The organism is Mycobacterium sp. C31M (assembly GCF_053345865.1).
The window spans coordinates 243,817-269,754 of record NZ_JBKFAX010000005.1 but is presented as its reverse complement, the minus strand read 5'-3'; the positions used below and the strand labels follow the sequence as shown (position 1 = coordinate 269,754).

Annotated in this window: 23 protein-coding genes, 1 tRNA gene, 1 pseudogene and 1 riboswitch; of the genes and pseudogenes, 13 read left to right on the top strand and 12 right to left on the bottom strand. The window is 66.8% G+C overall.

Annotated elements, in window-relative coordinates; genetic code table 11:
• Window positions 1-59: 59 nt before the first annotated feature.
• On the bottom strand, window positions 60-890 hold the full coding sequence (locus ACLBYA_RS10360) for a 3'(2'),5'-bisphosphate nucleotidase CysQ (RefSeq protein WP_447709304.1): 831 nt from the start codon (window positions 888-890) through the stop codon (window positions 60-62).
• Here ACLBYA_RS10360 and ACLBYA_RS10355 point away from each other — a divergent pair.
• Entirely contained in the window at window positions 889-1,293 is a 405-nt protein-coding gene (locus ACLBYA_RS10355; protein WP_447709303.1) for a DUF2628 domain-containing protein, read from the top strand. The two genes, ACLBYA_RS10360 and ACLBYA_RS10355, sit on opposite strands and share 2 nt — an antisense overlap.
• On the opposite strand, the gene ACLBYA_RS10350 is transcribed toward ACLBYA_RS10355, so the two are convergent.
• From ACLBYA_RS10350 to ACLBYA_RS10330, 5 genes are read right to left on the bottom strand one after another with little or no spacing between them, the layout of a single operon-like run.
• Window positions 1,290-2,120: an SCO1664 family protein gene (locus tag ACLBYA_RS10350; protein ID WP_447709302.1), complete on the bottom strand. Its 831-nt coding sequence runs from the start codon at window positions 2,118-2,120 to the stop codon at window positions 1,290-1,292. The genes ACLBYA_RS10355 and ACLBYA_RS10350 overlap by 4 nt on opposite strands.
• Window positions 2,104-2,691: a DUF3090 domain-containing protein gene (locus tag ACLBYA_RS10345; RefSeq protein ID WP_447709301.1), complete on the bottom strand. Its 588-nt coding sequence runs from the start codon at window positions 2,689-2,691 to the stop codon at window positions 2,104-2,106. Before ACLBYA_RS10345 ends, ACLBYA_RS10350 begins: the two co-directional genes overlap by 17 nt.
• Window positions 2,692-2,724: 33 nt before the next feature.
• Window positions 2,725-3,408 carry a histidine phosphatase family protein gene (locus tag ACLBYA_RS10340; RefSeq protein ID WP_447709300.1) on the bottom strand — a complete coding sequence of 228 codons (684 nt, stop codon included), beginning with the start codon at window positions 3,406-3,408 and terminating at the stop codon, window positions 2,725-2,727.
• Entirely contained in the window at window positions 3,409-4,236 is an 828-nt protein-coding gene (locus ACLBYA_RS10335; protein ID WP_447709419.1) for an undecaprenyl-diphosphate phosphatase, read from the bottom strand.
• A gap of 36 nt (window positions 4,237-4,272) precedes the next feature.
• Window positions 4,273-4,584 carry a hypothetical protein gene (locus ACLBYA_RS10330; RefSeq protein ID WP_447709299.1) on the bottom strand — a complete coding sequence of 104 codons (312 nt, stop codon included), beginning with the start codon at window positions 4,582-4,584 and terminating at the stop codon, window positions 4,273-4,275.
• Window positions 4,585-4,692: 108 nt separating this feature from the next.
• On the opposite strand from ACLBYA_RS10330, the gene ACLBYA_RS10325 reads away from it, so the two are divergent.
• From ACLBYA_RS10325 to ACLBYA_RS10315, 3 genes are read left to right on the top strand one after another with little or no spacing between them, the layout of a single operon-like run.
• A complete protein-coding gene (locus tag ACLBYA_RS10325) occupies window positions 4,693-5,697 on the top strand; it encodes a YncE family protein (protein WP_447709298.1) in 1,005 nt (334 codons plus the stop codon).
• On the top strand, window positions 5,694-5,936 hold the full coding sequence (locus tag ACLBYA_RS10320; protein WP_447709297.1) for a DUF5703 family protein: 243 nt from the start codon (window positions 5,694-5,696) through the stop codon (window positions 5,934-5,936). The genes ACLBYA_RS10325 and ACLBYA_RS10320 overlap by 4 nt, the downstream gene beginning before the upstream one ends.
• Before the next feature lie 11 nt (window positions 5,937-5,947).
• Window positions 5,948-7,000 (top strand): quinone-dependent dihydroorotate dehydrogenase, encoded by a 1,053-nt coding sequence (locus ACLBYA_RS10315; protein WP_447709296.1) that lies wholly within the window; start codon window positions 5,948-5,950, stop codon window positions 6,998-7,000.
• Here the strand turns inward: ACLBYA_RS10315 and ACLBYA_RS10310 are convergent.
• Both ACLBYA_RS10310 and ACLBYA_RS10305 read right to left on the bottom strand, forming a co-directional pair.
• Window positions 6,997-7,521: a YbhB/YbcL family Raf kinase inhibitor-like protein gene (locus ACLBYA_RS10310; protein WP_447709295.1), complete on the bottom strand. Its 525-nt coding sequence runs from the start codon at window positions 7,519-7,521 to the stop codon at window positions 6,997-6,999. The genes ACLBYA_RS10315 and ACLBYA_RS10310 overlap by 4 nt on opposite strands.
• Window positions 7,522-7,543: 22 nt before the next feature.
• Window positions 7,544-8,866 carry a M20/M25/M40 family metallo-hydrolase gene (locus ACLBYA_RS10305; RefSeq protein WP_447709418.1) on the bottom strand — a complete coding sequence of 441 codons (1,323 nt, stop codon included), beginning with the start codon at window positions 8,864-8,866 and terminating at the stop codon, window positions 7,544-7,546.
• Between the two features lie 143 nt (window positions 8,867-9,009).
• Here ACLBYA_RS10305 and ACLBYA_RS10300 point away from each other — a divergent pair.
• Both ACLBYA_RS10300 and ACLBYA_RS10295 read left to right on the top strand, forming a co-directional pair.
• A tRNA-Leu gene (locus ACLBYA_RS10300) sits at window positions 9,010-9,095 on the top strand.
• A gap of 268 nt (window positions 9,096-9,363) precedes the next feature.
• Window positions 9,364-10,288: pseudogene (locus ACLBYA_RS10295) on the top strand (type II toxin-antitoxin system HipA family toxin).
• 2 nt (window positions 10,289-10,290) lie between these two features.
• Here ACLBYA_RS10295 and ACLBYA_RS10290 read toward each other — a convergent pair.
• Window positions 10,291-11,121, bottom strand: coding sequence for a helix-turn-helix transcriptional regulator (locus ACLBYA_RS10290; protein ID WP_447709294.1), 831 nt, complete (start codon window positions 11,119-11,121; stop codon window positions 10,291-10,293).
• A 78-nt stretch (window positions 11,122-11,199) separates the two neighbouring features.
• Between ACLBYA_RS10290 and ilvD the strand changes: the two genes are divergently transcribed.
• From ilvD to ACLBYA_RS10275, 3 genes are all read left to right on the top strand, one after another.
• Complete coding sequence (ilvD, locus tag ACLBYA_RS10285) at window positions 11,200-13,044, top strand: dihydroxy-acid dehydratase (protein ID WP_447709293.1); 1,845 nt, start codon at window positions 11,200-11,202, stop codon at window positions 13,042-13,044.
• A 7-nt stretch (window positions 13,045-13,051) separates the two neighbouring features.
• Window positions 13,052-13,174: riboswitch (cobalamin riboswitch) on the top strand.
• A gap of 57 nt (window positions 13,175-13,231) precedes the next feature.
• Window positions 13,232-14,008, top strand: a complete 777-nt coding sequence (locus tag ACLBYA_RS10280; protein ID WP_447709292.1) for a class I SAM-dependent methyltransferase — start codon at window positions 13,232-13,234, stop codon at window positions 14,006-14,008.
• Window positions 14,008-15,003: an ABC transporter substrate-binding protein gene (locus ACLBYA_RS10275; RefSeq protein ID WP_447709291.1), complete on the top strand. Its 996-nt coding sequence runs from the start codon at window positions 14,008-14,010 to the stop codon at window positions 15,001-15,003. The genes ACLBYA_RS10280 and ACLBYA_RS10275 overlap by 1 nt, the downstream gene beginning before the upstream one ends.
• A 7-nt stretch (window positions 15,004-15,010) precedes the next feature.
• Here ACLBYA_RS10275 and ACLBYA_RS10270 read toward each other — a convergent pair whose 3' ends face one another.
• From ACLBYA_RS10270 to ACLBYA_RS10260, 3 genes are all read right to left on the bottom strand, one after another.
• Window positions 15,011-15,220: a hypothetical protein gene (locus tag ACLBYA_RS10270; protein WP_447709290.1), complete on the bottom strand. Its 210-nt coding sequence runs from the start codon at window positions 15,218-15,220 to the stop codon at window positions 15,011-15,013.
• Between the two features lie 69 nt (window positions 15,221-15,289).
• Window positions 15,290-19,279 (bottom strand): molybdopterin-dependent oxidoreductase, encoded by a 3,990-nt coding sequence (locus ACLBYA_RS10265; RefSeq protein ID WP_447709417.1) that lies wholly within the window; start codon window positions 19,277-19,279, stop codon window positions 15,290-15,292.
• Between the two features lie 126 nt (window positions 19,280-19,405).
• Entirely contained in the window at window positions 19,406-20,821 is a 1,416-nt protein-coding gene (locus ACLBYA_RS10260) for a nitrate/nitrite transporter (protein WP_447709289.1), read from the bottom strand.
• A gap of 192 nt (window positions 20,822-21,013) precedes the next feature.
• Between ACLBYA_RS10260 and ACLBYA_RS10255 the strand changes: the two genes are divergently transcribed.
• The 4 genes from ACLBYA_RS10255 (at window position 21,014) to ACLBYA_RS10240 (ending at window position 25,933) form a co-directional block, all read left to right on the top strand.
• Complete coding sequence (locus tag ACLBYA_RS10255) at window positions 21,014-21,367, top strand: molybdopterin oxidoreductase (protein ID WP_447709288.1); 354 nt, start codon at window positions 21,014-21,016, stop codon at window positions 21,365-21,367.
• Window positions 21,368-21,372: 5 nt separating this feature from the next.
• The gene (gene nirB / locus ACLBYA_RS10250) at window positions 21,373-23,838 is read left to right on the top strand and encodes a nitrite reductase large subunit NirB (protein ID WP_447709287.1); all 2,466 of its coding nucleotides are present in this window, start codon (window positions 21,373-21,375) and stop codon (window positions 23,836-23,838) included.
• Window positions 23,835-24,137: a Rieske (2Fe-2S) protein gene (locus ACLBYA_RS10245; protein WP_447709286.1), complete on the top strand. Its 303-nt coding sequence runs from the start codon at window positions 23,835-23,837 to the stop codon at window positions 24,135-24,137. Before nirB ends, ACLBYA_RS10245 begins: the two co-directional genes overlap by 4 nt.
• 110 nt (window positions 24,138-24,247) lie before the next feature.
• Entirely contained in the window at window positions 24,248-25,933 is a 1,686-nt protein-coding gene (locus ACLBYA_RS10240; protein WP_447709285.1) for a DUF222 domain-containing protein, read from the top strand.
• Window positions 25,934-25,938: the final 5 nt, after the last annotated feature.

Below are 25,938 nucleotides of genomic sequence, written 5' to 3'. Positions count from 1 at the left end.
GTTGGCGGCTCCCCCGAATCCGACAACCGCGCGGCCGATTCCATTCCCGAACTCGCCGATCAAAATGCCGACCGGATGGTCTGCAGCAGTGGCTCCGCCAGTTCGGTGCGACACATCAGCAGGTCGGGCAGGTAGGGATCACGGCGGTTGTAGATCAGCGGGGCACCACCCAGGCGGGTCGCGTGCAGCCCGGCGGCCTGCACCACACCGGCCGGGGCCGCCGAATCCCACTCCCACTGCCCGCCGGCGTGGATGTAGGCATCGACGTCACCGCGGACCACGGCCATCGCCTTGGCGCCCGCCGAACCGATGCGCACCACCTCGATGTCCATCTGCTCACGTAGCCACCACAGCACGGCCGGTGGGCGATAGGTACTGGCGGTGATGCGGATAGGGCCCTCGCGCCGCGGTGGTGGCGGGGCGACGGTGTCGGTGCGGTAGACCTGCCCGACGGCAGGCAGAGCCACCGCCGCATCGGTGATGGCGCCCTGTTCGGTTCCGTTGCGTTGCCACAAAGCGATGTGCACCGCCCAGTCGTTGTGACCGGGCATCGAGAACTCGCGGGTGCCGTCCACCGGGTCGACGATCCACACCCGGTCGGCGTGCACCCGGGATCGGTCGTCGACGGCCTCCTCGGACAGCACGGCATCACCCGGGCGCAGTTCGTCGAGTCGCTTCAGGATCAGCGTGTTTGCCCGCCGATCACCGGCGTCACCGAGGTCGTAGGAGTCGTAGAAACCGACCTCCTCACGAACGGCCAGCAGCAGTTCACCTGCCTCGGCAGCCACCAGTGCGGCCACGTCGGCGTCGGTCTGCGCAGCGGAATTCACCGGTCCAGTATTGCGTGGCGGTGCCGCGGGCCCGCACGGCGCGGTATTCAATGAGTTCATGACCACACCCGAGGCCGGTGAGTTACCCGCGTCCTGGCAACGCCGATTCGACTTCTTCGATCTCTACGGTCTGCCCAGTTCCAGCCCGGCCGCCAAGGCCGCGTACAAGGTGTTGCCGCTGTGGGACAAGCTCCGGCTGACATCCAACGTCTGGGCGTTCCTGTTCGGCTTCATCTATTTCTTCGTGAAGGGCATGTGGCGCAAGGGCACCTCGGTGCTCGGGATCGGAGCCGGCCTGGGTGTGCTGCTGGCGGTGCTGGAGGCGCCCAGCCTGCTGGCCAACGCGGTGACGTTCGGTTTCGCCGGCGCGATCATGACGGTGGCCAATTACGGCTACTACCTGCACGTCCGGCGCAACAGCCAGTCCTGGAATCCGTTCGAGGGTTTCGGCCCGCGTCGTTAGAACGCCGGCCACGGGATCGGCCGGTGCCGGTCCGGTGATGGCATCACCGGATCATCCAGCAGCGCAACCACTCTCGCCGCCAGCGCGGCCACCTCGCGGGCGGTCAGGTGCTCGCGCAACTGTGCGCCGAGCTCACCACGAACCGCCTCGCCCAGGGTCGCGATCGCCGCCAGCAGCTCATCGTCGACCGGCTTGCCCGCCCAGCCCCACAGCACGGTGCGCAGCTTGTCCTCGCAGTGCAGCGTGACGCCGTGGTCGACGCCGCGGACGCGACCGTCCACACCGGCCAGAATGTGGCCGCCCTTGCGGTCGGCGTTGTTGATCAGCACATCGAAGACGGCCATCCGGCGCAGCCGGTCGTCGTCGGCGTGCACCAGGGTGACGGCGTCACCGGCGTGGTCGTAGGCCTCCAGGATGGCCAGATAGCCGGCCGGGATCTGACCCGAGGGCACCAGATCCACCAGGTCCGGTCCATCCTCGTCGGCCGCGGGTGTGTCGGTCAGTCCGTCGCCGGGCTGATCGACCCACAGCTGCACCATGCCCGAGCCGGCCGGGCCGCCACGAATGATGGTGTGCGGCACAACATCCCAGCCCAGCGCCGCAGAAACCAGGAAGGCGGCGCGTTCCCGGCCTGCCAGCGTGCCGTCCGGGAAGTCCCACAGCGGGGCCTCACCGGCCACCGGCTTGTACACACAGTGCGCGCGGTGCTCCCCCAGCTGTGCCTCGCACAGGAAGGTTGCGTTGCTCGCCGAACGGATCCGGCCGATGACGGTCAATTCGCCGGCGGTCAGGACCTGCTCGACATCGTCCTCAGAAGGGCGGTTCATCGTCTGTCCCACCGAAGGCCCCGCGTCGATAGCCGTTGGTGCGCACACAGATGTGGCCCTCGGGGTCGAGCGGTTCGTCACACAGTGGACACGGCGGCCGGCCGGCCGAGATCACACGGTTGGACCGGGTGGCGAACTCGCGGGCGGACTCTGGGGACAGGAACACCCGCACGGCGTCGGGGCCGTCCTCGGCGTCGTCGAGCACCACCGAGGCGTCGAACTCGGTGTCGGACACCGCAAGCAGCTCCACCACGACGGTCTGCGCCTCGGCGTCCCAGCCCAGCCCCATGGTGCCGACCCGGAATTCGGCGTCGACGGGCATCTCCAGCGGGTGCAGATCGTCGACCTCGCCGGTATCGGGCGGGATCGGGGTGCCGAAGCGCCGGTTGATCTCCACCAGCAGTGCGGAGATGCGCTCGGCGAGTACCGCCACCTGCTGCTTCTCCAGCATCACCGAGATGATGCGTTTGTCGTGCACGGCCTGCAGATAGAACGTGCGGTTCCCGGGCTGCCCGACGGTCCCGGCCACGAAGCGGTCGGGTGAGCGGAAGACGTGAATTGCGCGGGCCATGGCACCTTTCAAAATACCGGTAGCGGGTCCGGATCAATCGGTGGAGCCGCCGACCACCGCATCCCCGGATGGTGCTACGGCGGGCTTGGCGGCCAGACCGGCGGTCAGACCGTCACCGGTGTGGTTGACATGCAGGACGAAGGGCCGGGTCTCGGTGTAGCGGATGACACTCATCGAGGCCGGGTCGGCGGTGATGCGCTGGAAGCTGTCCAGGTGGGTGCCCAGCGCGTCGGCCAGGACGGACTTGATGACGTCGCCGTGCGTGCAGGCCACCCAGAGCACATCGCCGTCATGGGCCTGCGCCAGTCGCCGGTCGTGCTCGCGGACGGCGGCGACGGCCCGGGCCTGTACCTGGGCCAGCCCCTCGCCGTCGGGGAACACCGCGGCGCTCGGCTGGACCTGCACGACCTTCCACAGCGGTTCTTTGAACAGTTCGCCGATCTTGCGGCCCGTCCAGGTGCCGTAGTCGACCTCGGTGATGCGGTCGTCGACCACCGGTTCCAGATTCAGCGCGGCCGCCAACGGGGCCACGGTGCTGGCGCAGCGCAGCAGTGGGGACCGCACGATCGCCTTGACCGGCAGCTCGCCGATCCGGGAGACCACCGACTGGGCCTGCTCGCGGCCCAGGTCGTCGAGGTCGACCCCCTCGGAGCGGCCCGCCAGGGTGTGTGCGGTGTTCGATGTCGAGCGGCCGTGCCGCAACAGGATGACCGTCATCTACGCCGCCAGCACGCCGGCGTTGAGCAGGATCAGCACGACGACGCCCAGGATGATCCGGTAGCCGACGAACCAGTACATGCTGTGGTTGACCAGGAATTTCAGGAACCACGCCACCGCGGCGTAGCCCACCACGAAGGCCACCACGGTGCCGAGCACGATCTGCGGGACGGTCGAGCTCATGCCCGTCGTTCCGGGGTCGAAGACGTGGCGAAGCTCGTAGAGACCGGAGCCGAGCACGGCCGGGATGGCCAGCAGGAATCCGAACCGCGCGGCGGCCTCGCGCTTCTGGCCGAGGAACAGACCCGTGCTGATGGTCACACCGGAACGCGACACACCGGGAATGAGGGCGAGCGCCTGGGCCGACCCGACGATGAGGCTGTCGCGCCAGGTGAACTGCTCGATGGTGCGGGTCTGCTTGCCGAAGTACTCGGCGGCGGCGATGACGAACGAGAAGACGATCAGCGCGGTGGCGATGATCCACAGATTGCGGATGTCATCGCGGATGAAGTGCTGCAGGGTGAATCCGAACACGCCGATCGGCACCGTGCCCAGGATCACCCACCAGCCCAGCCAGTAGTCCGGGGTGCGCCGGTCGGGATTGCGCAGCCCGCCGAACCAGGCCGTGAGAATCCGGCCGATGTCCCTGGCGAAGTAGAGCAGTACCGCCACCTCGGTGCCGATCTGGACGACGGCGGTGAAGGACGCGCCGGCGTCACCGCCGAAGAAGGCCTCGGACACGATGGCCAGGTGACCTGACGAGGACACCGGTAGGAACTCGGTCAGTCCCTGGACCACGGCAAGCACGACGACCTGCAACCACGACATCTCCGCCACGCCGACGACCGTACCGTGGGGTCGATGTCAGCGCGCCGTGCGCACCGGCTCCGCTCCGGCCACGGCGTCACGCACGGTGGCGGCTACGCTGCGCTCGTCGGTGACGTCGATATCGGTCAGGCTGCGGGTGGTCCGGGCGACGATGTCCTCGTCGTGCGGGACGGGGCCGCTCAGACGCGGCCGGTACACCTCGACGACCAGGCTTGAGCGGTCTTCGACGTGAAAGGAGAAGCTGCGGCCATCACCGAGCGTGCCGAAGCCACTCGCGTGCACGCCGGTCGAAATGTGCTCAATGGCAAACTCTTCTTCGGGCAGTGCGGTTTCCGGCACCAGAGCCATGCCTCGCACCATACCCACAAATTGACGATTACGTTCGTCTTGACAAACTTTGCGCAAAGCTTGAAAGCGAAAGCACCACAAATACGGAATCAGGAGTTTTCAGGGCCCTTGAACACGAAAACCGCATTCCGGGTCCGGGCGACGCTGGCGTTGACCCTGGTAACCGTCATTGCTTCGGGATGCTCATCATCGACCGTGGATTCGCCACCACCGACCATTCCGGTGGCGACACCGGCGGTGTCGCCACCGGTCAGCGGCGTGCCCGACGGGGTGGTGGCACCGCTTCGGGCGCCCGCGATCGCGGCCACCTTCGATATCCGCACCGACTCGCTGATCGTGCTCGGCCCGGCCGATCAGCTCACGGTGCTGCCCAAGACGGGCCCCGCACGCACGCTCGCCCTGCCCGCCGAGGCCACCGCACTGACCGGTGACGGTGCCGGACAGGTGTGGCTGGCGACCCGCGGGGGTTATCTGCGCGCGAACGTCGCCCCCGCGGCCGTCACCCCGGTGGAGGTGGACGGTCACGCCGACACCGAGTTCAGTGCGATCGCGCGCCACGAGGACGGCGCACTGGTGCTCGGCAGCGCCGACGGCAGCGTCTACACACTGAGCTCGGACACCGAGGTGGGTGCCACCCTCAAGCGTTTCGCGCGGGTGGATGCGCTTGTCACCCAAGATGATTCGGTGATCGTGCTGGATCGGGGGCAGACCTCGGTGACCGAGATCGACGGTGCGACCGCCGAACAGGCCCTGCGCGCCGGCGAGGGTGCCACCTCGATGGCCGTCGACAGCGCAGGCCGGGTGCTGGTCGTCGACACCCGCGGCGGCGCGCTGATGGTCTTCGGCACCGAACCGCTGATCATGCGGCAGCGCTTCCCGGTGCCCGAGGCCCCGTACGGGGTGACCGGATCGAACTCGCTGGCCTGGGTGTCACAGACGGCGACGAACACGGTCATTGGTTACGATCTGGCCACCGGAATACCCGTCGAAAAGGTGCGTTATAGGACCGTGCAGCAACCCGACATCCTGGCGTTCGACGATGACAGCGACACCCTCTACGTGGTGTCCGGTTCCGGTGCCGGGGTGCAGACCATCGAGGGGGCCAGCAGGTGACCACAGTGCAGCGCGGACGCATGCCGGCGGGATGGGCCGGGGACCTGTCCGACGAGTACGAATGGGTGCCGTTGCGGCTGCCACCCGATGTGACCCGGTTGTCGGCATCGGTGCGGCTCTCCATCGAGGCCCAGTACCGCGGCTGGGAGCTGACCCGGGTCCGCCTCTACACCGACGGGAGCCGCCGCGTGCTGCTGCGCCGCAAGAAGACGATGCTCGGGGAGCAGCCGGCACTGTGATCTATTCCCTGATGCGACGGGTTTTCTTCCTCGTCGCTCCTGAACGCATCCACACCTTCGTCTTCGCGGTCCTGCGACTCGCGACCGCGCCCGCACCCACCCGGCGTCTGCTGACCCGTCGCTTCTCCCCCACCGACCCGATCCTGACCAGCACGGTGTGGGGTGTGCGGTTTCCGGGTCCGCTCGGGCTGGCTGCCGGATTCGACAAGGACGGCCACGGCCTACACGCCTGGGGTGCACTCGGATTCGGCTACGCCGAGGTCGGGACGGTGACCGCGCAGCCGCAGCCCGGCAATCCCAAACCACGGATGTTCCGGCTGCCCGCCGACCGTGCCCTGCTCAACCGGATGGGGTTCAACAATCACGGCGCCGCGGCGCTGGCCGGGCAGCTCAGCCGGCACACCCCGGACGTGCCGATCGGCGTGAACATCGGCAAGACCAAGGTGACCCCACCGGAAGAGGCGGTCGCCGACTACGTCACCAGCGCCCGGTTGGTCGGATCGCTGGCCTCCTATCTGGTGGTCAACGTCAGCTCACCGAACACCCCGGGCCTGCGCGATCTGCAGGCCGTGTCCTCGCTGCGGCCGATCCTGAGCGCGGTCCGCGAGGTCACCACGGTGCCGGTGCTGGTAAAGATCGCCCCGGATCTCTCCGATGCCGATATCGACGAGATCGCAGATCTGGCCGTGGAATTGGGGCTGGCCGGCATCGTCGCCACCAATACGACGGTGTCGCGGGGCGATCTGGTGACCCCCGATGTCGAGGCGCTCGGCGCCGGTGGGGTGTCCGGTGCGCCCGTCGCGCAGCGCTCGCTGGAGGTGCTGCGCCGGCTGTACGCCCGAGTGGGCGACAAGCTGGTGTTGGTCAGCGTCGGCGGGATCGAGACCGCCGATGATGCCTGGGAGCGCATCGTCAACGGTGCGACCCTGCTGCAGGGCTACACCGGGTTCATCTATGGCGGCGGGCTGTGGGCCCGGCAGATCCACGACGGCATCGCGCGCCGACTGCGCGAGGGCGGGTTCGCCTCGTTGTCGGAGGCAGTCGGCGCGGCGACCCGACTCTAGTTCTGCTCGTAGGTGGCGTGGATCACGGCGCGCGCGATCGCCTGCCCGAAAAGGTTGAACCCCAGGTAGGCCGGGGTGGCGCCGTCGGGCAGGCCCAGGCTCTCCACCGGCAGCGCGTGCACGGCGATGTAGTAGCGATGCGGGCCGTGGCCGGCCGGCGGAGCGGCTCCGATGAAACGCTTGAGGCCGGCATCGTTGCTCAAGGTGACCGCGCCACCGGGCAGCGGGTCACCGTTGCCCGCGTCGGCGGGCAACGAGGTCACCTCGACCGGCAGATCGGCCACCGCCCAGTGCCAGAAGCCGGACAGCGTCGGCGCATCGGGGTCGTACATGGTGACCGCGAAGCTGCGGGTCTCGGCCGGGAATCCCGACCAGCTGATCTGCGGTGACACATCCGAGCCGCCCGCACCCATGATGCCGCTGACCTGGTCGTTGCCGAAAGCCTGTCCGTTGGTCACCGTTTCGGAGGTCAGCGTGAAGGTGGGCAGTTGGGGCAGCGTGTCATACGGCGAAGTGCTCATCGTGGCCTTTCAGCAGTAGGTGTCAGCAGTGCGTCAAGAAGTGCTCGAGGACTTTCGTCCCGAACTGTAGTGCGTCCACGGGTACCCGTTCGTCGACGCCATGGAACAACGCCGCGAAGTCCAGATCGGGTGGCAAGCGCAGCGGCGCGAAGCCGAAGCAACGAATCCCCAAGCGGGAGAATGCCTTCGCATCGGTGCCACCGGAGAGCATGTACGGCACGATGCGGGCCTCGGGGTCGACGGCCAACAGTGCGTCGTTCATGGCGTCGACCAGGTCACCGTCGAAGGAGGTCTCTACCGACGGCAGGTCGCGTTCCCAGGTGCGCACGACGTCGGGACCGATGATCTCGTCGACCTCGCGCTCGAAGGCCTCCCGGCGACCGGGCAGCACGCGGCAGTCGATCACGGCCTCCGCGGTGGCGGGGATGACGTTGGCCTTGTAGCCGGCCTTGAGCATGGTCGGGTTGGCGGTGTCGCGCAGTGTCGCCCCGACGATGCGGGCGATGTCACCGAGTTTGGCGATGGTGCCGTCCAGATCCGGTGAGTCGATGTCGAACTCGTAGCCGGTCTCCTCGGCGACCGCGGCCAGGAACTGTGCGACCGGTTCGGTCAGCACCAGCGGGAACTGGTGGCGGCCGAGTTTGGCGACGGCCTCGGCGACGGTGGTGACGGCGTTGTCCTGGTGCACCATCGAGCCGTGCCCGGCGCGACCGCGGGCCGACAGTCGCATCCAGGCGATGCCCTTCTCGGCGGTCTCGATGAGATACAGCCGGCGCTCACCACCGTGGCGGGACGGGACGGTCAGCGAGAACCCGCCGACCTCACCGATCGCCTCGGTGACACCGGCGAACAGGTCGGGCCGGTGCTCGACGAGCCACTGCGCGCCATAAGTGCCGCCGTGCTCCTCGTCGGAGACGAAGGCGAACACCAGGTCCCGGGGCGGCACGATGTTCGCCCGCTTGAAGTGCCGGGCGACCGCGATCATCATGCCGACCATGTCCTTCATGTCGACCGCGCCGCGGCCCCAGACATAGCCGTCCTTCACCGCGCCCGAGAACGGGTGCACGCTCCAGTCGGCGGGCTCGGCGGGAACGACGTCGAGATGGCCGTGGATGAGCAGCGCGCCGCGGCTGGGATCCGCGCCGGGCAGCCGGGCGATCAGGTTGCCGCGGCCCGGGGCGCCCGCCTCGATGTATTCGGTCGTGTAGCCGACCTCGCGCAGGCGGTCCCCGACCCACTGGGCACAGTCCGCCTCACCGCGGGTGGTGGCCGGGTCACCGGTGTTGGAGGTGTCGAATCGGATGAGGGTGCTGACGAGGTCGACGACTTCGTCTTCTGCGGCCATCGGGGACTGATCCACGTGTCCATTCGTACCACCGGCCCCGTGGGTTTCGGAGCTGCGGCCGATGTGACGTGCCGCCTGGTTTTGGTCCGGCCGCCCCTATCCGTTAGCCTTAGTCGCTCCTTGCCGAAGGCTTGCGAGAGAATGTCCGAGTGGCGGAATGGCAGACGCGCTAGCTTGAGGTGCTAGTGCCCTATTAACGGGCGTGGGGGTTCAAGTCCCCCCTCGGACACACATTCTCTTTCGATCAACCCTATGCTCGAAAAACCAGGTATAACGCCTTGACCTTGCGTTATGCCTGAGTTAACCCGCATAAGCACAGCGATCATCGAGCGACGCTCGGCATTGCAGCCCACCCAGGAGACCCTGGCCGACCTGGCAGGGGTCTCGCGCTACAGCGTCCAAACCCTCGAAGCCGGGACAGGTGCGACCTAGATCGGTTCTGTCCTGGAGATCGCCAATATTCTCGGACTGCGCATAGATGTGAGTGCGGAACCCGAATGACCCGCCGCGGCGGCCCCGACCTTCGCGAGGTCAACGACGCTGACGTGTACATCGATGAGGTGCTCGCCACTAACCTGACTCGAGATCGTGGTGATGCCGTCAGCTTCAACTACGTCGGTGAAGACCCGGGCGGTGGACGTCTACGCGATCGATCGGTCTCCTGGTCGTTGCCGCGATCCGGTCCCTACCCGATCGTCACCGCGGGAGGGTCCGTTCCGCCTTTTTTCGCCGGCCTGCTGCCAGAGGGCGTTCGACTCGGCGTTGTCACTTCGTCGACCAAGACATCAGCAGATGACCACCTGACCCTGCTGCTCGCGATCGGAGCCGACACTCTCGGCAACATTCGTGTGGTGCCCGCCGGCTCAACACCCCGGCTGCCGCTGCCACTGTTCGAGCCGGAGCGGGACAACGACTTTCACGCGGTCTTTGCGAAGCTGACGGGTTCCGTCGAGGCCGACCCGGTCGGCTTGGCCGGTGTTCAACCCAAGGTCAGTGCCGCCATGATCTCGACCCCCACTCAGACCCGCGCGGGCCCGGCCATACTCAAGCTGAACCCGGCCCGCAGCGCCCTCCTGGTGAACCGGTTCGATCGGGTTGGGCCAGAGCGAATTCCGCAAGAAGATGCGTGCCAAGTGGCGGCCGACCCCCGCCTACGATCTGCTCTGCACGCAGCCCTACGCCGGATGGAACGACCCCATGGCGCTCAACCTGCACGGCCGAGCGAACAGTCTCACGCGGGCCAACTTCATCGAGGCGGGCGAACGGCTCGGGATTCGTGAACGTGCCATCAAGAGCATGATCGACACCATCGTCGACGGTGCCACTGCATGGCCGGACAGATGTGGCGAGATCGGTTTTGACGACGGTCAAACCGAACGCCTCGCGCGAACGCTACGCAGTCGACTGGCCAGCTTGCAGTGACCTCAATGTGAGGTCGACTCCGTCAACCGCTTCAGTTTCTCCGCGGCCCCGCCGCCGGGCGCCGGCAGATACGCCACGATCTGGATCTCCGGGGCATCGGCCGGCGTCAGCTGATGATGTTCGAGCAGTAGCTCCCCTACGTTGCCGTGAAAGAACCGCCGCTCGCGGGAGGCGAACCGTTCGACGGCGCTGGCCTGCCAGCCCGCGCGAAAGTGCTCACTGGCGGCGAGCAGCCGCTCGATGAGCGCGGTGTAGGACGACTCCCCGATCCGCGGCCCGGCCTCGGCGCGGAACTCCGCCAGGAACCGGCGACTGTCGATCTCCCAGTCCGGCAACAACTCCCGGATTGCCGGGTCCATGAACACCCGCCACAGCAGATTGCGGTCATCGGCGTCGGCGATGTTCGGGTACAGCGCCGCATAGGCATCGTTCCACGCAGTGATGTCCCAGCTCGGACCGATCGCGAAGGCGGGGTGGCCGGCCAGCGCATCGAGGAACCGCTGGATGTGCGGCGGTGTCGGACCGGCACTCGGCGCCTTGTCGGGACGGTAACCGCCCAGCGCCAACACATAGTCGTGCTCGGCCGGCGAGAGCCGCAGCGCTCGGCCCACCGCTTCCAGAACCTGTTTGGACGGGTTGATATCGCGACCCTGTTCCAGCCAGGTGTACCAGGTGGCGCTCACCCCGGACAGCACCGCGACCTCCTCGCGGCGCAGACCCGAGCCCCGCATCCGGGCCACCTCCGGGAAGCCGAACTCGGCACGTGGCGCCGCAATACGGCGGGCCCGCAGGAACTCGCCGAGGGCGGAGCGCTGGCTGCTGCGGTTGTCCATACGGTCGATGGTAGTAGTGCCAGTACTAGTATCAGCGCCGTCTTCCAGGTAGCGCCCCGGATGGGCAGGCTGTGTGTTATGGCAGAACTCAGGTCTCGAACCGTCACCCATGGTCGCAACATGGCCGGTGCCCGCTCGTTGCTGCGCGCCGCCGGGGTGGCCGGCGAGGACATCGGCAAGCCGATCGTCGCGGTGGCCAACAGCTTCACCGAGTTCGTGCCGGGCCATACCCATCTGCAGCCCGTCGGGCGGATCGTCTCCGAGGCCATCTCCGCCGCCGGCGGTGTGCCGCGCGAGTTCAACACGATTGCCGTCGACGACGGTATCGCCATGGGCCACGGCGGCATGCTGTATTCGTTGCCGTCGCGCGAGCTGATCGCCGACTCGGTGGAGTACATGGTCAACGCGCACTGTGCGGACGCTCTGGTGTGTATCTCCAACTGCGACAAGATCACTCCCGGCATGCTGATGGCCGCGCTGCGGCTCAACATCCCGACGGTCTTCGTCTCCGGCGGCCCCATGGAGGGCGGCACCGCCGTCCTGGTCGACGGCACCGTGCGGACCCGGCTCAACCTGGTCACCGCGATCGCCGATGCCGTGAACACCGATGTCTCCGACGACGACATCGCCCGCATCGAGGAGGCCGCGTGCCCCACCTGCGGCTCCTGCTCGGGCATGTTCACCGCGAACTCGATGAACTGCCTCACCGAGGCGTTGGGTCTGGCGCTGCCGGGCAACGGATCGGTGCTGGCCACGCATACCGCGCGACGCGCCCTCTACGAGAAGGCCGGCAGCACGGTCATGGACATCGTGCGCCGGTACTACGACGACGATGACGCGTCGGTGCTGCCGCGGGCCATCGCCACCCGCGACGCCTTCGACAACGCGATGGCACTGGACATCGCGATGGGCGGGTCCACAAACACCGTGCTGCACCTGCTGGCCGCCGCGCGGGAGGCCGAACTCGACTACACCCTCGAGGACATCGAGAAGCGCAGCCAGATGATCCCGTGTCTGTGCAAGGTGGCCCCCAACGGCCACTACCTGATGGAGGATGTGCACCGCGCCGGTGGCATCCCGGCCATTCTCGGCGAGCTGTGGCGCGGCGGGCACCTGCACGAGACGGTGCACACCGTGCACGCCGGGTCGATGGCACAGTGGTTGCGCGAGTGGGATATTCGTGGAGGGTTGCCCTCGGGCGAGGCCGTCGAACTGTTCCATGCCGCTCCGGGTTGTGTGCGTTCGGCGAAAGCCTTCTCCCAATCCGAACGCTGGGACAGCCTGGACACCGACGCTGAGAACGGCTGCATCCGAGATATGGCGAACGCCTACTCCGCCGACGGTGGCCTGGCGGTGCTGCGCGGAAATCTGTCGGTCGACGGCTGCATCGTCAAGACCGCGGGCGTCGACGAATCGATCTGGAAGTTCAGTGGTCCCGCGGTGGTCGTGGAATCCCAGGAGGACGCGGTCGACGCCATCCTGAACAAGCGGGTGCAGGCCGGCGATGTCGTGGTGGTTCGCTACGAGGGGCCCAAGGGCGGCCCGGGTATGCAGGAGATGCTCTACCCGACCGCCTTTCTGAAGGGCCGGGGTCTGGGTGCGCAGTGTGCGCTGATCACCGATGGCCGGTTCTCCGGTGGGACATCGGGCCTTTCGATCGGCCACGTCTCCCCCGAGGCTGCCGCGGGCGGCACCATCGCGCTGATCGAGGACGGCGATCTGATCACCATCGACATCCCGCACCGCAGTATCCAGGTCGACGTGCCCGACGAGGAACTCAACCGCCGCCGTGAGGCGTTGGAGGCTGCCGGCGGGTACCGGCCGAAGAACCGTGAACGCACCGTGTCGGCGGCGCTACGTGCCTACGCGGCCCTGGCGCTTTCGGCGGACAAGGGCGCCGCACGGGACATCGATGCGGTCTGAGGACGCCTGCTAACCTTTGCGGGCCAGTCACCTCCGCAAGGAGTAGGGAACCCGGTGCGAATCCGGGACTGACGCGCAACGGTGAGGGATGACCCCGAGTCCGAATACCTGCTGGCACCCGCGACGACCGTCGCGGTCTGTCAACGGGTCTCGCTGATCAGGCCCCTGATGTCCGAAGGATCGCCTCGTGTCCGCATCCGCCAGCGACCCGGCCGCACTCGTACGTGCCTGGGATGACCAGCAGTCCGCCTATATCGCAGGTCGCGAGTCGCGCTTCACCGCCATCACCGATGTCATCGGTCTTGCCTGCGGTACCGAACCGGTGGTCGTCGATCTCGCGTGTGGGCCAGGCTCCCTGAGCGCCCGGGTGCTGCAGGCACTGCCCGGCGCGCGCGTCATCGCCGTCGACTTCGACCCTCTGTTGCTCGACCTCGCTGCCAAGACGGTGGCCGTCGAGCACGGTGACCGTGTGCGGTTTGTCGAGGCCGACCTCGCCGATGCGGCGTGGTCGGACGTGCTGACCGATGCGCTGGCCGGGGAAACCGTATCGGCCGTCGTCTCGACAACCGCGCTGCACTGGCTGTCCCCCGACGCCCTGTTGCGTGTCTACACCGCGGCGGCAGAGTTGCTGCCCGGCAACGGGATCCTGCTCAACGGCGACCACTTCCGGTTCGACGGCCGCCAACCGGCACTGAAACGGCTCGCCGACACCCACGACACCGCAACCCAGGAGCGGGCGCATGCCGCGGGTGCGCTCACCTGGGACCAGTGGTGGGCGACCGCCGCGGCGCGCGACGGTGTCGCTCCGCTGGCCGCCCTGCGCGAGGAGCGGTTTGCGCAACGCGGCGCTCCACCGAGTACCGCGGTCGACTTCCACCTTGCCGCACTCGCACAGGCCGGCTTTTCCGAGGTCGGCACCGTGTGGCAGCTACTCGACGACTACGTCGTGTTGGGGGTGAAGTGATGTCGCGCGGCGCGGTTGCGGCAGCCGCCGCGACGGTGTCACTTCTGGCGGCCGGCTGTGGTGCCGACACGACCGATCAGACTGCCTCCCCCACAACACAATCGGTATCACTGCAGAACTGTGGGGTCGAGATTGACATCGCGGGCTCACCGTCGCGGGCCATCTCGGTGAATCAGCCCGCGACCGAACTCATGCTCACCCTCGGATTGGCCGACCGGATGGTCGGGACCGCGTCGTGGAACGACCCGGTGCTCCCGGAACTGGCCGCCGCCAACGCCACCGTCCCCGAACTGAGCCCGGATTTCCCCTCGCTGGAGGTGGTCCTGGAGCAGGAGCCGGACTTTGTGTACGCGACGTTCGCGTACACCTTCTCCGATCAGGGCATCGCCGGCCGGGACCGGTTCCAGCAGCTGGGCATTCCGACATACCTGTCCGCCAGTGAATGCAGCGGGCAGGAGGCAATTCAGCACCGTGCGTTGACCTTCGACGACATCTATGCCGAGATCGCAGATATCTCCCAGGTGTTCGGTGTCGAGGATGCCGGTGATCGGTTGGTCACGTCGATGCAGGATCGGCTCGCGGCAGCCACAAGCGGCTTGGACGCCGCCGACACCACGTTGATGTACTGGTACTCGGCGACCCGGACGCCCTATATCGCCGGGTGCTGCGGTGCGCCTGGGTTGATCACCGAGGCGGCCGGCGCCCGCAACGCGTTCGGCGACAGCCGCCAACTGTGGCCGGAGACCTCGTGGGAGGCCATCCTGGATCGTGATCCAGACGTGCTGGTGTTGGCCGATCTGACCCGCGGTGACGACGGGGACAGCGCCGCGGCCAAGATGGAGTTCCTCGAGAGTGATCCGCTGGCCAGCCGGCTCACCGCGGTGCGCGAGAAGCGCTATGTCGTGGTGCCTGGGACCGCGCTGGATCCGTCGCTTCGCAATGTCGACGCGGTCGAGCAGATCTCGACCGCGCTACGGTCCGTCGCGGACCGCTGACCTGCCCTCAGCCGGCCAGTGCCACGTCCCCGCGGTGTACGTGCACGCAGGCACGCTTGGGTCCCCACACAGTGGGAACGTCAAAGCAGACCACCTTGGGCTGTCCGAACACGGTGGTCTCTTCGACGGTGCCGGCGGCACCTTCGGGAACGGTCTGAACGTCCATCTGATCGATCTCGCGGCGGGCGGTCACAACGTCACCGGTATGCCAAGTCATTTCTCTCCCCAACATCTTCTCTGAATACGTGGGGTGCAACGCCGCGGGAGCGACTTTTATTCGCGGCGATCAGTAGACGTCGCGGACGTACCGCTTGGTCGCGACGAGTTCCTTCTTGTAGTCGTGTGCGGCCTCGGCCGACAGACCGCCATGCGTGCGGATGATCTTGAGTAGGGCCGCGTCGACATCGGCCGCCATCCGGGACGCATCGCCGCAGACATAGAAGTGCGCACCGTCCTCGAGCCAGCGCCACACGTCCGCGCCGTAATCGGTCATCTTGTCCTGCACGTACACCCGTCGGGCCTGATCCCGGGAGAACGCCAGATCGAGACGGTTGAGGAACCCGTCGTCGACCATGTCCTCGAGTTCGTCGCGGTAGTAGAAGTTCTCGTTGCGGTGCTGGTCGCCGAAGAACAGCCAGTTGGGTCCGCGGTGGCCGAGCGCGCGGCGTTCCTGCAGGAATCCCCGGAACGGGGCGATGCCGGTGCCCGGGCCGACCATGATCATCGGGGTCGCGGATTCCTCGGGTGGTCGGAAATTCGGAGACCGCTGTACGAACACCGGCGCGGCGTGCGCCCGATCGGCCAGGAACGTCGAGGCCACCCCGCCGCGGTGCGCGTCGCGCGCGCTGCGATAGCGCACCACCGAGACGGTCAACTGCACCTCCTCAGGGCTGACCAGGGGGCTCGACGCGATCGAGTACTGCCGCGGGGTCAGCCGCACCAGCGCGTCCTGCCATTCCTGCGGTTCGGCCCGCACGGCGAATTCCTCGACGATGTCCAGGCCGTTGCGGTCGGCGAGCCACTTGTCGATTTTGTCCTTCGAACGCCGCAGGATCTTGGCGTCCGGGCAGCGCTCGGCGACGAAGTTGAGCAGGTTCGGGGTGATGCGGCAGATGTCGTAGGAGGCCGTCAGGGCGCCGCGCACGTCGGTCTCGGCACCGTCGACCTCGATCACCTCATTTCCGGACAGCCCGGTCGCCGCCAGCCAGGCCGCCACCGAATCGTCGGAGTTCGTGACGAAGACACCGAGCGAGTCCCCAGCGGCATAAGCTGCACCGTGCTCGGCCACATGTTCGGAGATGTCGAACCCGAACTGGCGCACCTCTTTACGTGCCGACTCCGGGGTCAGCCGGATATTGCGGCTCAACGGTGCCAGCAGCGGCGCGGTGCGGGTCAGCGGGGTCTGCAGCGTGACCGGCCGGACGGTCGGCACGGGCTCGGCGCCGGGCGCCAGGATCGTGGTGATCTGGTCGGCCCAGGCGGCCATCGGCTCGTCGTCGTAGGCCTCACAGTCGATGCGCTCGAGCAGGCGGGTGGCACCGAGGGCGGCGAGCCGGGCGTCCAGTGCCTTGGCGTGTCCGCAGAAGCTGTCATAGGACCGGTCACCGATCCCGAGCACCGCGTAATTCAGGCCGGGCAACTGTGGTGCGTCGGCGGCGGTGAGGCGATTCCAGAATTCCGTACCGTTGTCCGGTGGCCCACCGTCACCGAAAGTGCTTGTCACGAAGATGGTCTGCTCGGCCTCGGCGAGCTGCTCCGGGGTGACATCGTCCATGCTGACCAACCTGGCGCCGGCCAGTCGGCCTGCCACCCGGGCGGCAAACTCCTCGGCGGTGCCGGTCTGGGATGCCCACAGCACCATCGGCCCTGAATCGGCGTCGACAGTTTCGGTGTCGGTGGCCCGGGAGTAACTGCCGGCCAGCATGCCGTCGATCCACAACCGGACCGGTCGCCGGACCGGTGCCGACGCCGGCAGCACCGGCACACCGGGGGTCCCAGCCTCCAGACCCGTGAGAAAGCCTGACAGATAGAGCTTCTCGTCCTCGTTCAGTTCCGGTGCGGACGTGTCGAGGCCCAGCCCCGCCATGCCGATGTTCGGCCGTTCGATGGGGATGGGCCGCAACCGCACGGCGCATACCTTGAGCTCGGGCTGCAGTGAGTCGGCGTCGACAGCATCGTTGGTCAACGCGTTGACGGTCAGATATTCGCCGTGCTCGTCGTTCCAGTGGAACGGGGTCCACACGTTGCCCGGCTGTACCCGGTCGGTGATCACCACGGGCAGCACGGCACGGCCGCGCCGCGAGGTCAGCTCGACCTGATGGTCCTTGGTGATCGACTGGGCCGCCGCATCTTCGGGATGGATCTCGACGAACGGTGCCCCGTTGAGTTTGTTGAGCTTGTCGACGAGCCCGGTCTTGGTCATGGTGTGCCACTGATGCTGCAGCCGGCCGGTGTTGAGCACCATCGGGTAGTCGTCGTCGGGGAGTTCGTGCGGATCCATGTGCGGGCGCGCGAAGAACTTGGCCCGTCGCGAGGGTGTCGCGAACGCCAGCCTGGGCTGGTGACCGTTGTCGCCGACGTGCAGCGTCTGGGACACCCCGTCGTTGAGATAGCGGATGGGATGCCGGTCCACACCGTCGTCCGGCGGGCACGGCCACTGCAGCGGCGATTCCCGCAGCCGTTCGTAGCTGGCACCGCGCAGGTCGTACCCGGTGCGCGGATTGTCGAACCGACGGATCTCGTCGAAGATCTCGGCGCTGGACTTGTAGGCGAAATCGTCACCGAAACCCAGGTATTCGGCGACCCCGCAGATCAGCTCCCAGTCCGGCCGCGCATCGCCGATGGGGGGTATCGACTGCTGCAGCAGTGTGAGGTTGCGGTCGGAGTTGATCATGACGGCATCGCTCTCGGCCCACAGCGCGGCCGGCAGCACGATGTCGGCATAACGATTGGTTGCGGTGTCCCGGTACGCGTCCTGGGTGATGACCAGTTCGCACGTCTCAAGCCCGTTGATCACCGTGGCACGATTGGGCACCGAGGCAACCGGGTTGGTGCAGATGATCCAGCACGCCTTGATGTCTCCGGCCGCGGCCTGCTCGAACATCGCGATGGTGCCGGGGCCGACATCGGTGCGGATGGTGCCGGGCTCAAGTCCCCACTGGTCCTCGCAGAAGGCGCGGTCGTCGGCCGACAGCACCGCGCGTTGACCGGGTAGGCCCGGCCCCATGTAACCCATCTCGCGACCACCCATCGCGTTGGGCTGCCCGGTGAGTGACATCGGCCCGCTGCCCGGCCGGCAGATGGCTCCGGTCGCCAGGTGCAGATTGACGATGGCATTGGTGTTCCAGGTGCCATGGGTGCTCTGGTTCAGGCCCATCGTCCAGCACGTCATCCACTCCCCCGACTCGGCGATCATCGCTGCGGCGGTGCGGATGTCGTCGGCCGCGATGCCGGTGATGTCGGCAACCCGGTCCGGTGGGTAGTCGGCCAGGAAGGCCGGCATGGCGTCCCAGCCCTCGGTGTGCTCGGCGATGAATTCAGCGTCGATATCGCCGTTCTCGACGAGCAGATGCAGTAATCCGTTGAGCAGTGCCAGATCGGTGCCGGGATTGATCGGCAGGTACAGGTCGGCCTTGTCGGCGGTGGCGGTACGGCGCGGGTCGACCACGATCAGCCTGGCGCCGGCCTTGAGCCGGTCGGCCATACGCAGGAACAGGATCGGGTGACAGTCGGCCATGTTGGCGCCGATGACGAAGAACAGGTCGGCCGAATCGAAGTCGGTGTACGAACCGGGCGGCCCGTCGGCACCGAGCGACTGCTTGTAACCGGTACCTGCGCTGGCCATGCACAGCCGCGAATTGGATTCGATGTGGACGGTCCGCAGGAATCCCTTGGCCAGTTTGGTGGCCAGATACTGAGCCTCGATGGACATCTGGCCCGAGACGTAGAGCGCCACGGCGTCGGGTCCGTGCTCGTCGACGATCGCGCGCAGGCGCCGGCCGGCCTCCGCGACGGCCTCGTCGACCGGCGTGGACACCGCCTCGGCACCGCGTTCGGAACGCACCAGCGCAGTGGCCAGTCGACCGTCGGTGGCGGCCATCATCTCGGCGTGGGTGGCACCCTTGGTGCACAGTCGACCGAAGTTGGTGGGGTGCAACTTGTCCCCGCTGACCTGGGCGATGACCGGGAGTCCGGTGACCGGGTCGGCCTTGGTGGTGACCTCGATACCGCAGCCCACACCGCAATACGAGCAGGCGGTCCGCGTTTTCACCGGCATGACACCATCGTCGGTCGGCACTGTTCCGGCTCCTTTGAGGCGACGTTAGCGCAAGGAAAACTCGACCTCACAACACGCTCATCCCCGCGGTGAGCGCGTCATGAGGCCGAGTCGTTCGGCCCTGAATTACGCGGTGGCCACCGACTCCGGCAGCTCCTTGCTGACGGCCGCCTTGGGGCTGGAGATCCGCAGGAACACCACCCACGTGACGATGGCGCAGATCACATAGAACCCGAGGAAGACCCAGAACGCGTTGGTGGCCGACTTCGCATCGCTGACGTAGGACATCCGCAGCACGATGTTGATGAACACGCCACCGAGTGCGCCGACGGCACCGGCGAACCCGATCAAAGCGCCGGACATGCTGCGCGACCAGGCCGCCTTCTCGTCCTTGCTCCACTCGTCATGGCCCTGTGCCTTGGCCTCGAAAATGGACGGGATCATCTTGTAGGTCGAGCCGTTACCGAGCCCGGACAGGATGAACAGGACGATGAAACCGGTTACGTAGGCGGCCATCTGGCCTCCGGTCGGGGCGCCGGCCATACCGTCGTCGAGCACACCGGCGGCCACCAGGACGCCGGCGGCAAAGATCATCGCGACGAAGACGTACAGGGTGATCTTGCCGCCGCCGATCTTGTCGGCCAGCTTCCCGCCGAAGGGGCGGGAGATCGAGCCCAACAGCGGCCCGAGAAAGGCGATCTGCGCAGCGTGCAGCGAGGCCTGCGCGGGAGTGTCGCCGCCGGCCAGGAAGTTGATCTGCAACACCTGCCCGAACGCGAAGCTGAAGCCGATGAACGACCCGAACGTGCCGATGTACAGGAAACTCATCACCCAGGAGTGCTTGAACCGCATGGCCTCGACCATGGCGCCCAGATTCGAGCGCTGATTACCCAGATTGTCCATGAACAGCGCGGCGCCCAAGGCCGCCAGGCCGACCAGCACCAGGTAGATGGCGCAGACCAGGTAGGGCGCGGTGTTGCTGACCGTGGCGATGACCAGCAGGCCGATCAGCTGGATGACCGGCACCCCGATGTTACCGCCGCCGGCGTTCAGGCCCAGCGCCCAGCCCTTGAGCCGCTGCGGATAGAAGGCGTTGATATTCGTCATCGACGAGGCGAAGTTGCCACCGCCGAGGCCGGCGAAGGCGGCGACGATCATGAACGTGGTGTACGAGGTGCCCGGTTGCGACATCACCCACAGCGTCAGTGCCAGCGGGATCAGCAGCAGCAATGCGCTGGCGATGGTCCAGTTCCGACCACCGAACCGGGCTGGGGCGATGGTGTACGGAATCCGCATGAACGCGCCGACCAGGGTCGGCATGGCGACGAGATAGAACTTGCCCGCGGCGTCGATGCCGTAGACGTCCTGCGGCATGAACAGCACCATCACCGACCAGATCGACCACACCGAGAAGCCGACGTGCTCGGCGAAGATCGACCAGATCAGGTTGCGTTTGGCGACCTGTTTGCCGCCTGATTCCCAGGCGTCGACATCTTCGGCATCCCAGTGCGCGATGTCGCGGTTGCGGCGTGTGTTGAGCACGAATTCCTCCCAGCAGCGGAAACGGTTGAGCGCAAAGTTATGTTTCGGCGATGCCGTGTCGGTTGCACGACCGTGTCGTCTCTGTCAACACCTACTCACATCCGTGGCTGCCACCTCGGTGCGGGAGGGGATTCATCAGCGAAGCACTCCGGAAACGAATCGGAAACAAACCTTCCCTACCTTCGCTGAAGCATGAGCGATGGCAGCACGCCACAGTTTCTGCAGGGCGCCTTTGCATTCGAGGGTGCCGGTCTGGACAAGCCGGTGGTCATCAGCCCCGCGTTGCGCTACGTGGTGCCGGCGGGTGCGATCACCCAGCCGGTGTACTTCCGCGGCGGGAATTCCACCAAACAGATGATCTCGGTGGTGCTGTTCCGAGACGGCGCACCGATGCGGTACTTCCCGATGGCTGCGAAGGGCGCCACCCATGTGGCACTGCGCGTGGTGGAAGATCTGCTGGCCGATACCGTGCTCGAGCTTTATATCGCTGCTCCTGAAGGGTGTTCGGGGACAGTCATCGTCGACCTCGGCCTGGTCGAGGTGTAGACGTCATGCACAGCCGTCTGGTCGTCGTGGGCAACGGGATGGCCGGTATCCGCGCCATCGAGGAGGTGCTCGCCCGCGGCGGCGCCGACAAGTTCGACATCACCGTGTTCGGGGATGAGCCGTACGGCAATTACAACCGTATCCTGCTGTCCAATGTCCTTGCCGGCAAGGATGATCCGGCCGAGATCTATTTGAACGCGCTGGACTGGTACACCGACAACAACATCGACCTGCGGGCGGGTGTCCGGGTGGTGCGCATCGACACGTTCGCACACACAGTGCTCGCCGATGACGGCTCCCGGATGCGTTATGACAAGCTCATTCTGGCGACGGGGAGCCGGTCGTTCTTCCCGCCGATGACCGGGCTGTGGGCCGATGACAAGACCTTGGCCGACGGCGTTTTCGGTTTCCGCACCCTCGATGACACCGCCACCATGATCGCCGAGGCCGTCAATCGCACCAAGGCCGTCGTCATCGGCGGCGGCCTGCTGGGCTTGGAGGCGGCCCGCGGCCTGCAGAGTCGCGGACTGGCCGTCGATGTGGTGCACGCGGGACCGACCCTGATGAACGCACAACTGGACGACCTGGCCGGCGCCATCCTGCAACGCTCGGTCGAGAGTCTCGGGATCGGCGTGCACACTTCCAAGCGCACCACCGAGGTTCTGGTCTCGGACGGCCGACTCACCGGAATCGTCTTCTCCGACGGCGGCCGGCTGGACTGCGACATGTTGGTGATCGCGGCGGGCATCCGACCGAATGTCGGTCTGGCCGAACGGGCGGGCCTCACCGTCGAACGGGCCATCGTCACCGACGATCACATGCGCTCGGTCGACGATGACGATATCTACGTCGTCGGCGAATGCGCCCAGCACCGCGGGCAGGTCTACGGCCTGGTGGCTCCGCTGTGGGAGCAGGCCAAGGTGCTGGCCGAGCACCTGACCGATACCGACAGATCGGCGGCCTATCACGGCTCCCGGGTTGCCACGAAGCTCAAGGTGGCCGGCGTCGATGTCGCTTCGATGGGTGTCAAGGCTCCCGAGTTTCCCGATGACGAGTTCGTGCAGTACTCCGAACCGCGGCACGGCGTGTACAAGACCGTGGTGATCCGGGACGGCAAGCTGGTCGGGGCGACACTGGTCGGCGATGTCAGCAAGGTGTCCTTCCTGACGCAGGCCTTCGACAACGGGCTCCCGCTGCCCGATGAGCGGGTGGCGTTGATGTTCGACATCGGCACCCCCGATGTCGCGGTCGGCGTTTCGGAACTCGCCGACGATGCACAGGTGTGCAACTGCAACGGGGTTTCCAAGGATGCGCTGGTCTCGTGTGTTCGGTCGGGCGAGACGTCGGTATCGGGCGTCATGGCGAAGACCAAGGCCGGCAAGGGATGTGGATCCTGTAAAGAGTTGGTCGGGCAGATCGTGGAATGGGCGGCGGGCGGCGCGGTGACCGAGGATCCATCGGCATCGTGGTATGTGCCCGGTGTGCCGTATCCGAAATCGGAACTGATGGCCCTGATCCGCGAACTGCAGTTGCATTCGGTGTCCTCGGTTTTCGCCGCGCTGACACCCGATGGCCGGGTGGACGCCGGTTCAAAGATGGCGTTGTCCTCGCTGTTGGAGATGATGTGGGCCGACGAGTTCGTCGACGAGAAGGACGCCCGCTTCATCAATGACCGGGTGCACGCCAACATCCAGCGCGACGGCACCTTTTCGGTGGTACCACAGATGAAGGGCGGGGTGACCAATTCGGCGCAACTGCGCCGGATCGCCGATGTCGCCGACAAGTACGCCATTCCGATGATCAAATGCACGGGCGGGCAACGTATCGACCTGCTCGGGATTCGCAAGGAAGATCTTCCTGCGGTGTGGGCCGATCTGGACATGCCGTCGGGGTATGCGTACGGCAAGAGCTTCCGTACCGTGAAAACCTGTGTGGGTAGCGACTTCTGCCGCTATGGCGTGGGTGACTCGACGGCGCTCGGGATCGCCTTGGAGGAGCGATACCAAGGGTTGGCCAGCCCTGCCAAGATGAAGCTGGCGGTGACGGGTTGCCCTCGCAATTGTGCCGAGGCGTTGTGCAAGGACCTCGGCGTTGTGGCGGTCGACGGCGGCCGGTGGGAGATGTACGTCGGCGGGGCCGCCGGGGCCCATATCCGTAAGGGCGACCTTCTTGCGACCGTGGACTCGGCCGAGGCTGTGATGACCTTGACGGGCCGATTCCTGCAGTACTACCGCGAGGACGCCAATTGGCTCGAGCGCACGTACGCGTGGGTGCCGCGGGTCGGTATCGAACACATCCGGTCCGTTGTCGTCGACGACGCTCTCGGGCTGGCCGAGGGCCTGGACGCCCGGATGCAGAAATCCGTTGACGCATATCGGGATCCGTGGCTCGATGGTCGGGAACCGGTGACCGAGGGGCAGTTCCGGACGTCGCTGCCGCTGTTGCCGCTGCCCCAGGTGCCGGTGCGATGACCGAGTTCCTGATCGGTGCGGTCGACGAGATCCCGTTCGGCGAGGGACGCACGTTCGCCGTCGAGGACGCGCAGGTGGCGGTGTTCCGGCTGCGGGATGGATCGCTACGGGCACTGGATGCGGTGTGCCCGCACAAGGGCGGACCGCTCGCGGACGGGTTGGCCGATGAGGCCGTGGTGGTCTGCCCATTGCACGGCGCGACCTACGACATGTGCTCGGGTGTCGAGGTCGGCGGAGGTGAGTCGGTGCGCAGCTATCCGGTGTGTGATGTGGATGGGCAGATTCAGATCAGCACGTAGCTTGTACTCTTTGAATTGATTGTCCGCCAATGCTTTTTCTGCATCTGTGGATGAATCCTGCGCTGTGGATGACGGGCTCGGATGTCGGTGCCGCGGCGTAGATTGCTCATATGTTCGAAGTGCCGAGTCGGGCCGCGTTGGCGGCGATGAGCGATGCGATGCTCATCAGCGCCACGGCTGCCACGACCCGGTGCGAGTCCGCAGTCGCGGCCCGTCGGCTCGCGTTGATCGGCGAAGTGACCGCCCGACAGTGCGCTGACGAGGACGACGAGTCCGCCCATCAGCTGATCGACGGCTGGGCAGTGGCCAAGGCCGATATCAGTGCGGCCTGCAACCTGGGGCCGACGGCGGCATCCAAACAGATGCGCATCGCGGTCGCACTGCGCAATCGGCTGCCCCGCACCGCGGCGGTGTTCGCGCGCGGTGAGGTCTCGGCGACGGTGGTCGATGCGATCACCTGGCGCACCCGCCTCGTCGAGGATCCCGACGCGATGGCGCTCATTGATGCCGCCATCGCCCGCGAGGCCGCCAACTACGGCACCAAATCCGAGAAGGGTCTGGTCGACGCGGTGGATCTCTGGGTCGAGAAGTTCGATCCGGACGCGGTGATCCGGTCTGATCCGACCGCCAAGGACTGCTATGTCGAGTTCGATGACAAGGACGACCCCAATGGGGTGTCGTCGTTCTGGGGGCGGCTGCGGGTCACCGACCGCAAGATTCTCGAGCAGCGTCTCGACGATCTCGCCGTGACGGTCTGTGCGAATGATCCCCGCACCCGCCGTGAGCGCCGGGCTGATGCGCTGGCCACGTTGGGTGTGGTCGGCCCGCAGCTGGAACGGCTGGTGTGTCTGTGCGGTGAGGCCGCCTGCGAGGGCAGCGGGAAGGATCCCCGGTCCAGTGCGGTGGCGATCTATGTGCTCGCCGAGCAGATATCCGGTGCCGCGGCCGACCCTGCCCAAGCGCGGACCGAACCCGCGCCCACACCGGAGCCTGAGCCAGCACCCGAGCCTGAACCGGCACCGGCGGCCGAGCCGGGTGTGGAAGCCGAGGCCGAGCCGGACCTGGGCTTCGAGCCGACGACACCGCCGGCCCCTGGGCCCACACCTGATACCGAACCCGACGCTGCGTCTGGTCCTGAGTCGCAGTCTGCCGCGGGCCCGGCGTTCTGCCCGCAGCCCGCCCAGCCCGCGGGCCCGGGGTTCATGCTCGGCGGCGCGATCATCCCGGCGGCGATGCTGGTCGCACTGGTGGCCACCGGCGCCAAGGTCAAATCGCTGGCCACCGTGGCCGATCTGGGTACCGAGCGGCAGTACCGGCCCTCGGCCGCGCTGACCGCATTCGTGCGGATGCGGTATCTGCGGTGCGGCTTCCCGGGCTGTAACCGGCCCGCACACCGCTGCGACCTGGATCATGTGGAGCCGTGGCCGGCCGGGCCGACCCATCCGGGCAACCTGCACCCGATGTGCCGTGAACACCACGTGCTGAAGACCCACTATGGGTGGACACCGGTCATGGAACCCGACGGCACGATCTGTTGGACGGCACCCACCGGCCACGTGTATCGCACGGCACCCGGTGCGGCACTACTGTTCCCCGACAGACGCTTTGACGTTCCGGTCCCACGAAAACGGAACATCACACCGCTCGACAACGCGTGCCGTGGCACCATGCTGCCCACACGGCGCCGCACCCGAGCCCAAGAACGTCAACAACGCATCACCGCCGAACGCACCCGCAACAGGGAACAACGCGCCCGCGAAAAAGCCGAAAGCAACGCAGATCCGCCGCGTTACTAGCGGTC

What these genes read in the sequence shown, in the direction of transcription:
- ACLBYA_RS10270 (WP_447709290.1), bottom strand. Translation starts at nt 15,220, where the DNA reads ATGACTTGGCATACCGGTGACGTTGTGACCGCCCGCCGCGAGATCGAT.
- nirB (WP_447709287.1), top strand. Translation starts at nt 21,373, where the DNA reads ATGCACAGCCGTCTGGTCGTCGTGGGCAACGGGATGGCCGGTATCCGC.
- ACLBYA_RS10290 (WP_447709294.1), bottom strand. Translation starts at nt 11,121, where the DNA reads ATGGACAACCGCAGCAGCCAGCGCTCCGCCCTCGGCGAGTTCCTGCGG.
- ACLBYA_RS10345 (WP_447709301.1), bottom strand. Translation starts at nt 2,691, where the DNA reads ATGGCCCGCGCAATTCACGTCTTCCGCTCACCCGACCGCTTCGTGGCC.
- ACLBYA_RS10360 (WP_447709304.1), bottom strand. Translation starts at nt 890, where the DNA reads ATGAACTCATTGAATACCGCGCCGTGCGGGCCCGCGGCACCGCCACGC.
- ACLBYA_RS10335 (WP_447709419.1), bottom strand. Translation starts at nt 4,236, where the DNA reads ATGTCGTGGTTGCAGGTCGTCGTGCTTGCCGTGGTCCAGGGACTGACC.
- ACLBYA_RS10265 (WP_447709417.1), bottom strand. Translation starts at nt 19,279, where the DNA reads ATGCCGGTGAAAACGCGGACCGCCTGCTCGTATTGCGGTGTGGGCTGC.
- ACLBYA_RS10255 (WP_447709288.1), top strand. Translation starts at nt 21,014, where the DNA reads ATGAGCGATGGCAGCACGCCACAGTTTCTGCAGGGCGCCTTTGCATTC.
- ACLBYA_RS10310 (WP_447709295.1), bottom strand. Translation starts at nt 7,521, where the DNA reads ATGAGCACTTCGCCGTATGACACGCTGCCCCAACTGCCCACCTTCACG.
- ACLBYA_RS10355 (WP_447709303.1), top strand. Translation starts at nt 889, where the DNA reads ATGACCACACCCGAGGCCGGTGAGTTACCCGCGTCCTGGCAACGCCGA.
- ilvD (WP_447709293.1), top strand. Translation starts at nt 11,200, where the DNA reads ATGGCAGAACTCAGGTCTCGAACCGTCACCCATGGTCGCAACATGGCC.
- ACLBYA_RS10330 (WP_447709299.1), bottom strand. Translation starts at nt 4,584, where the DNA reads ATGGCTCTGGTGCCGGAAACCGCACTGCCCGAAGAAGAGTTTGCCATT.
- ACLBYA_RS10350 (WP_447709302.1), bottom strand. Translation starts at nt 2,120, where the DNA reads ATGAACCGCCCTTCTGAGGACGATGTCGAGCAGGTCCTGACCGCCGGC.
- ACLBYA_RS10305 (WP_447709418.1), bottom strand. Translation starts at nt 8,866, where the DNA reads ATGGCCGCAGAAGACGAAGTCGTCGACCTCGTCAGCACCCTCATCCGA.
- ACLBYA_RS10275 (WP_447709291.1), top strand. Translation starts at nt 14,008, where the DNA reads ATGTCGCGCGGCGCGGTTGCGGCAGCCGCCGCGACGGTGTCACTTCTG.
- ACLBYA_RS10340 (WP_447709300.1), bottom strand. Translation starts at nt 3,408, where the DNA reads ATGACGGTCATCCTGTTGCGGCACGGCCGCTCGACATCGAACACCGCA.
- ACLBYA_RS10315 (WP_447709296.1), top strand. Translation starts at nt 5,948, where the DNA reads ATGCGACGGGTTTTCTTCCTCGTCGCTCCTGAACGCATCCACACCTTC.
- ACLBYA_RS10240 (WP_447709285.1), top strand. Translation starts at nt 24,248, where the DNA reads ATGTTCGAAGTGCCGAGTCGGGCCGCGTTGGCGGCGATGAGCGATGCG.
- ACLBYA_RS10245 (WP_447709286.1), top strand. Translation starts at nt 23,835, where the DNA reads ATGACCGAGTTCCTGATCGGTGCGGTCGACGAGATCCCGTTCGGCGAG.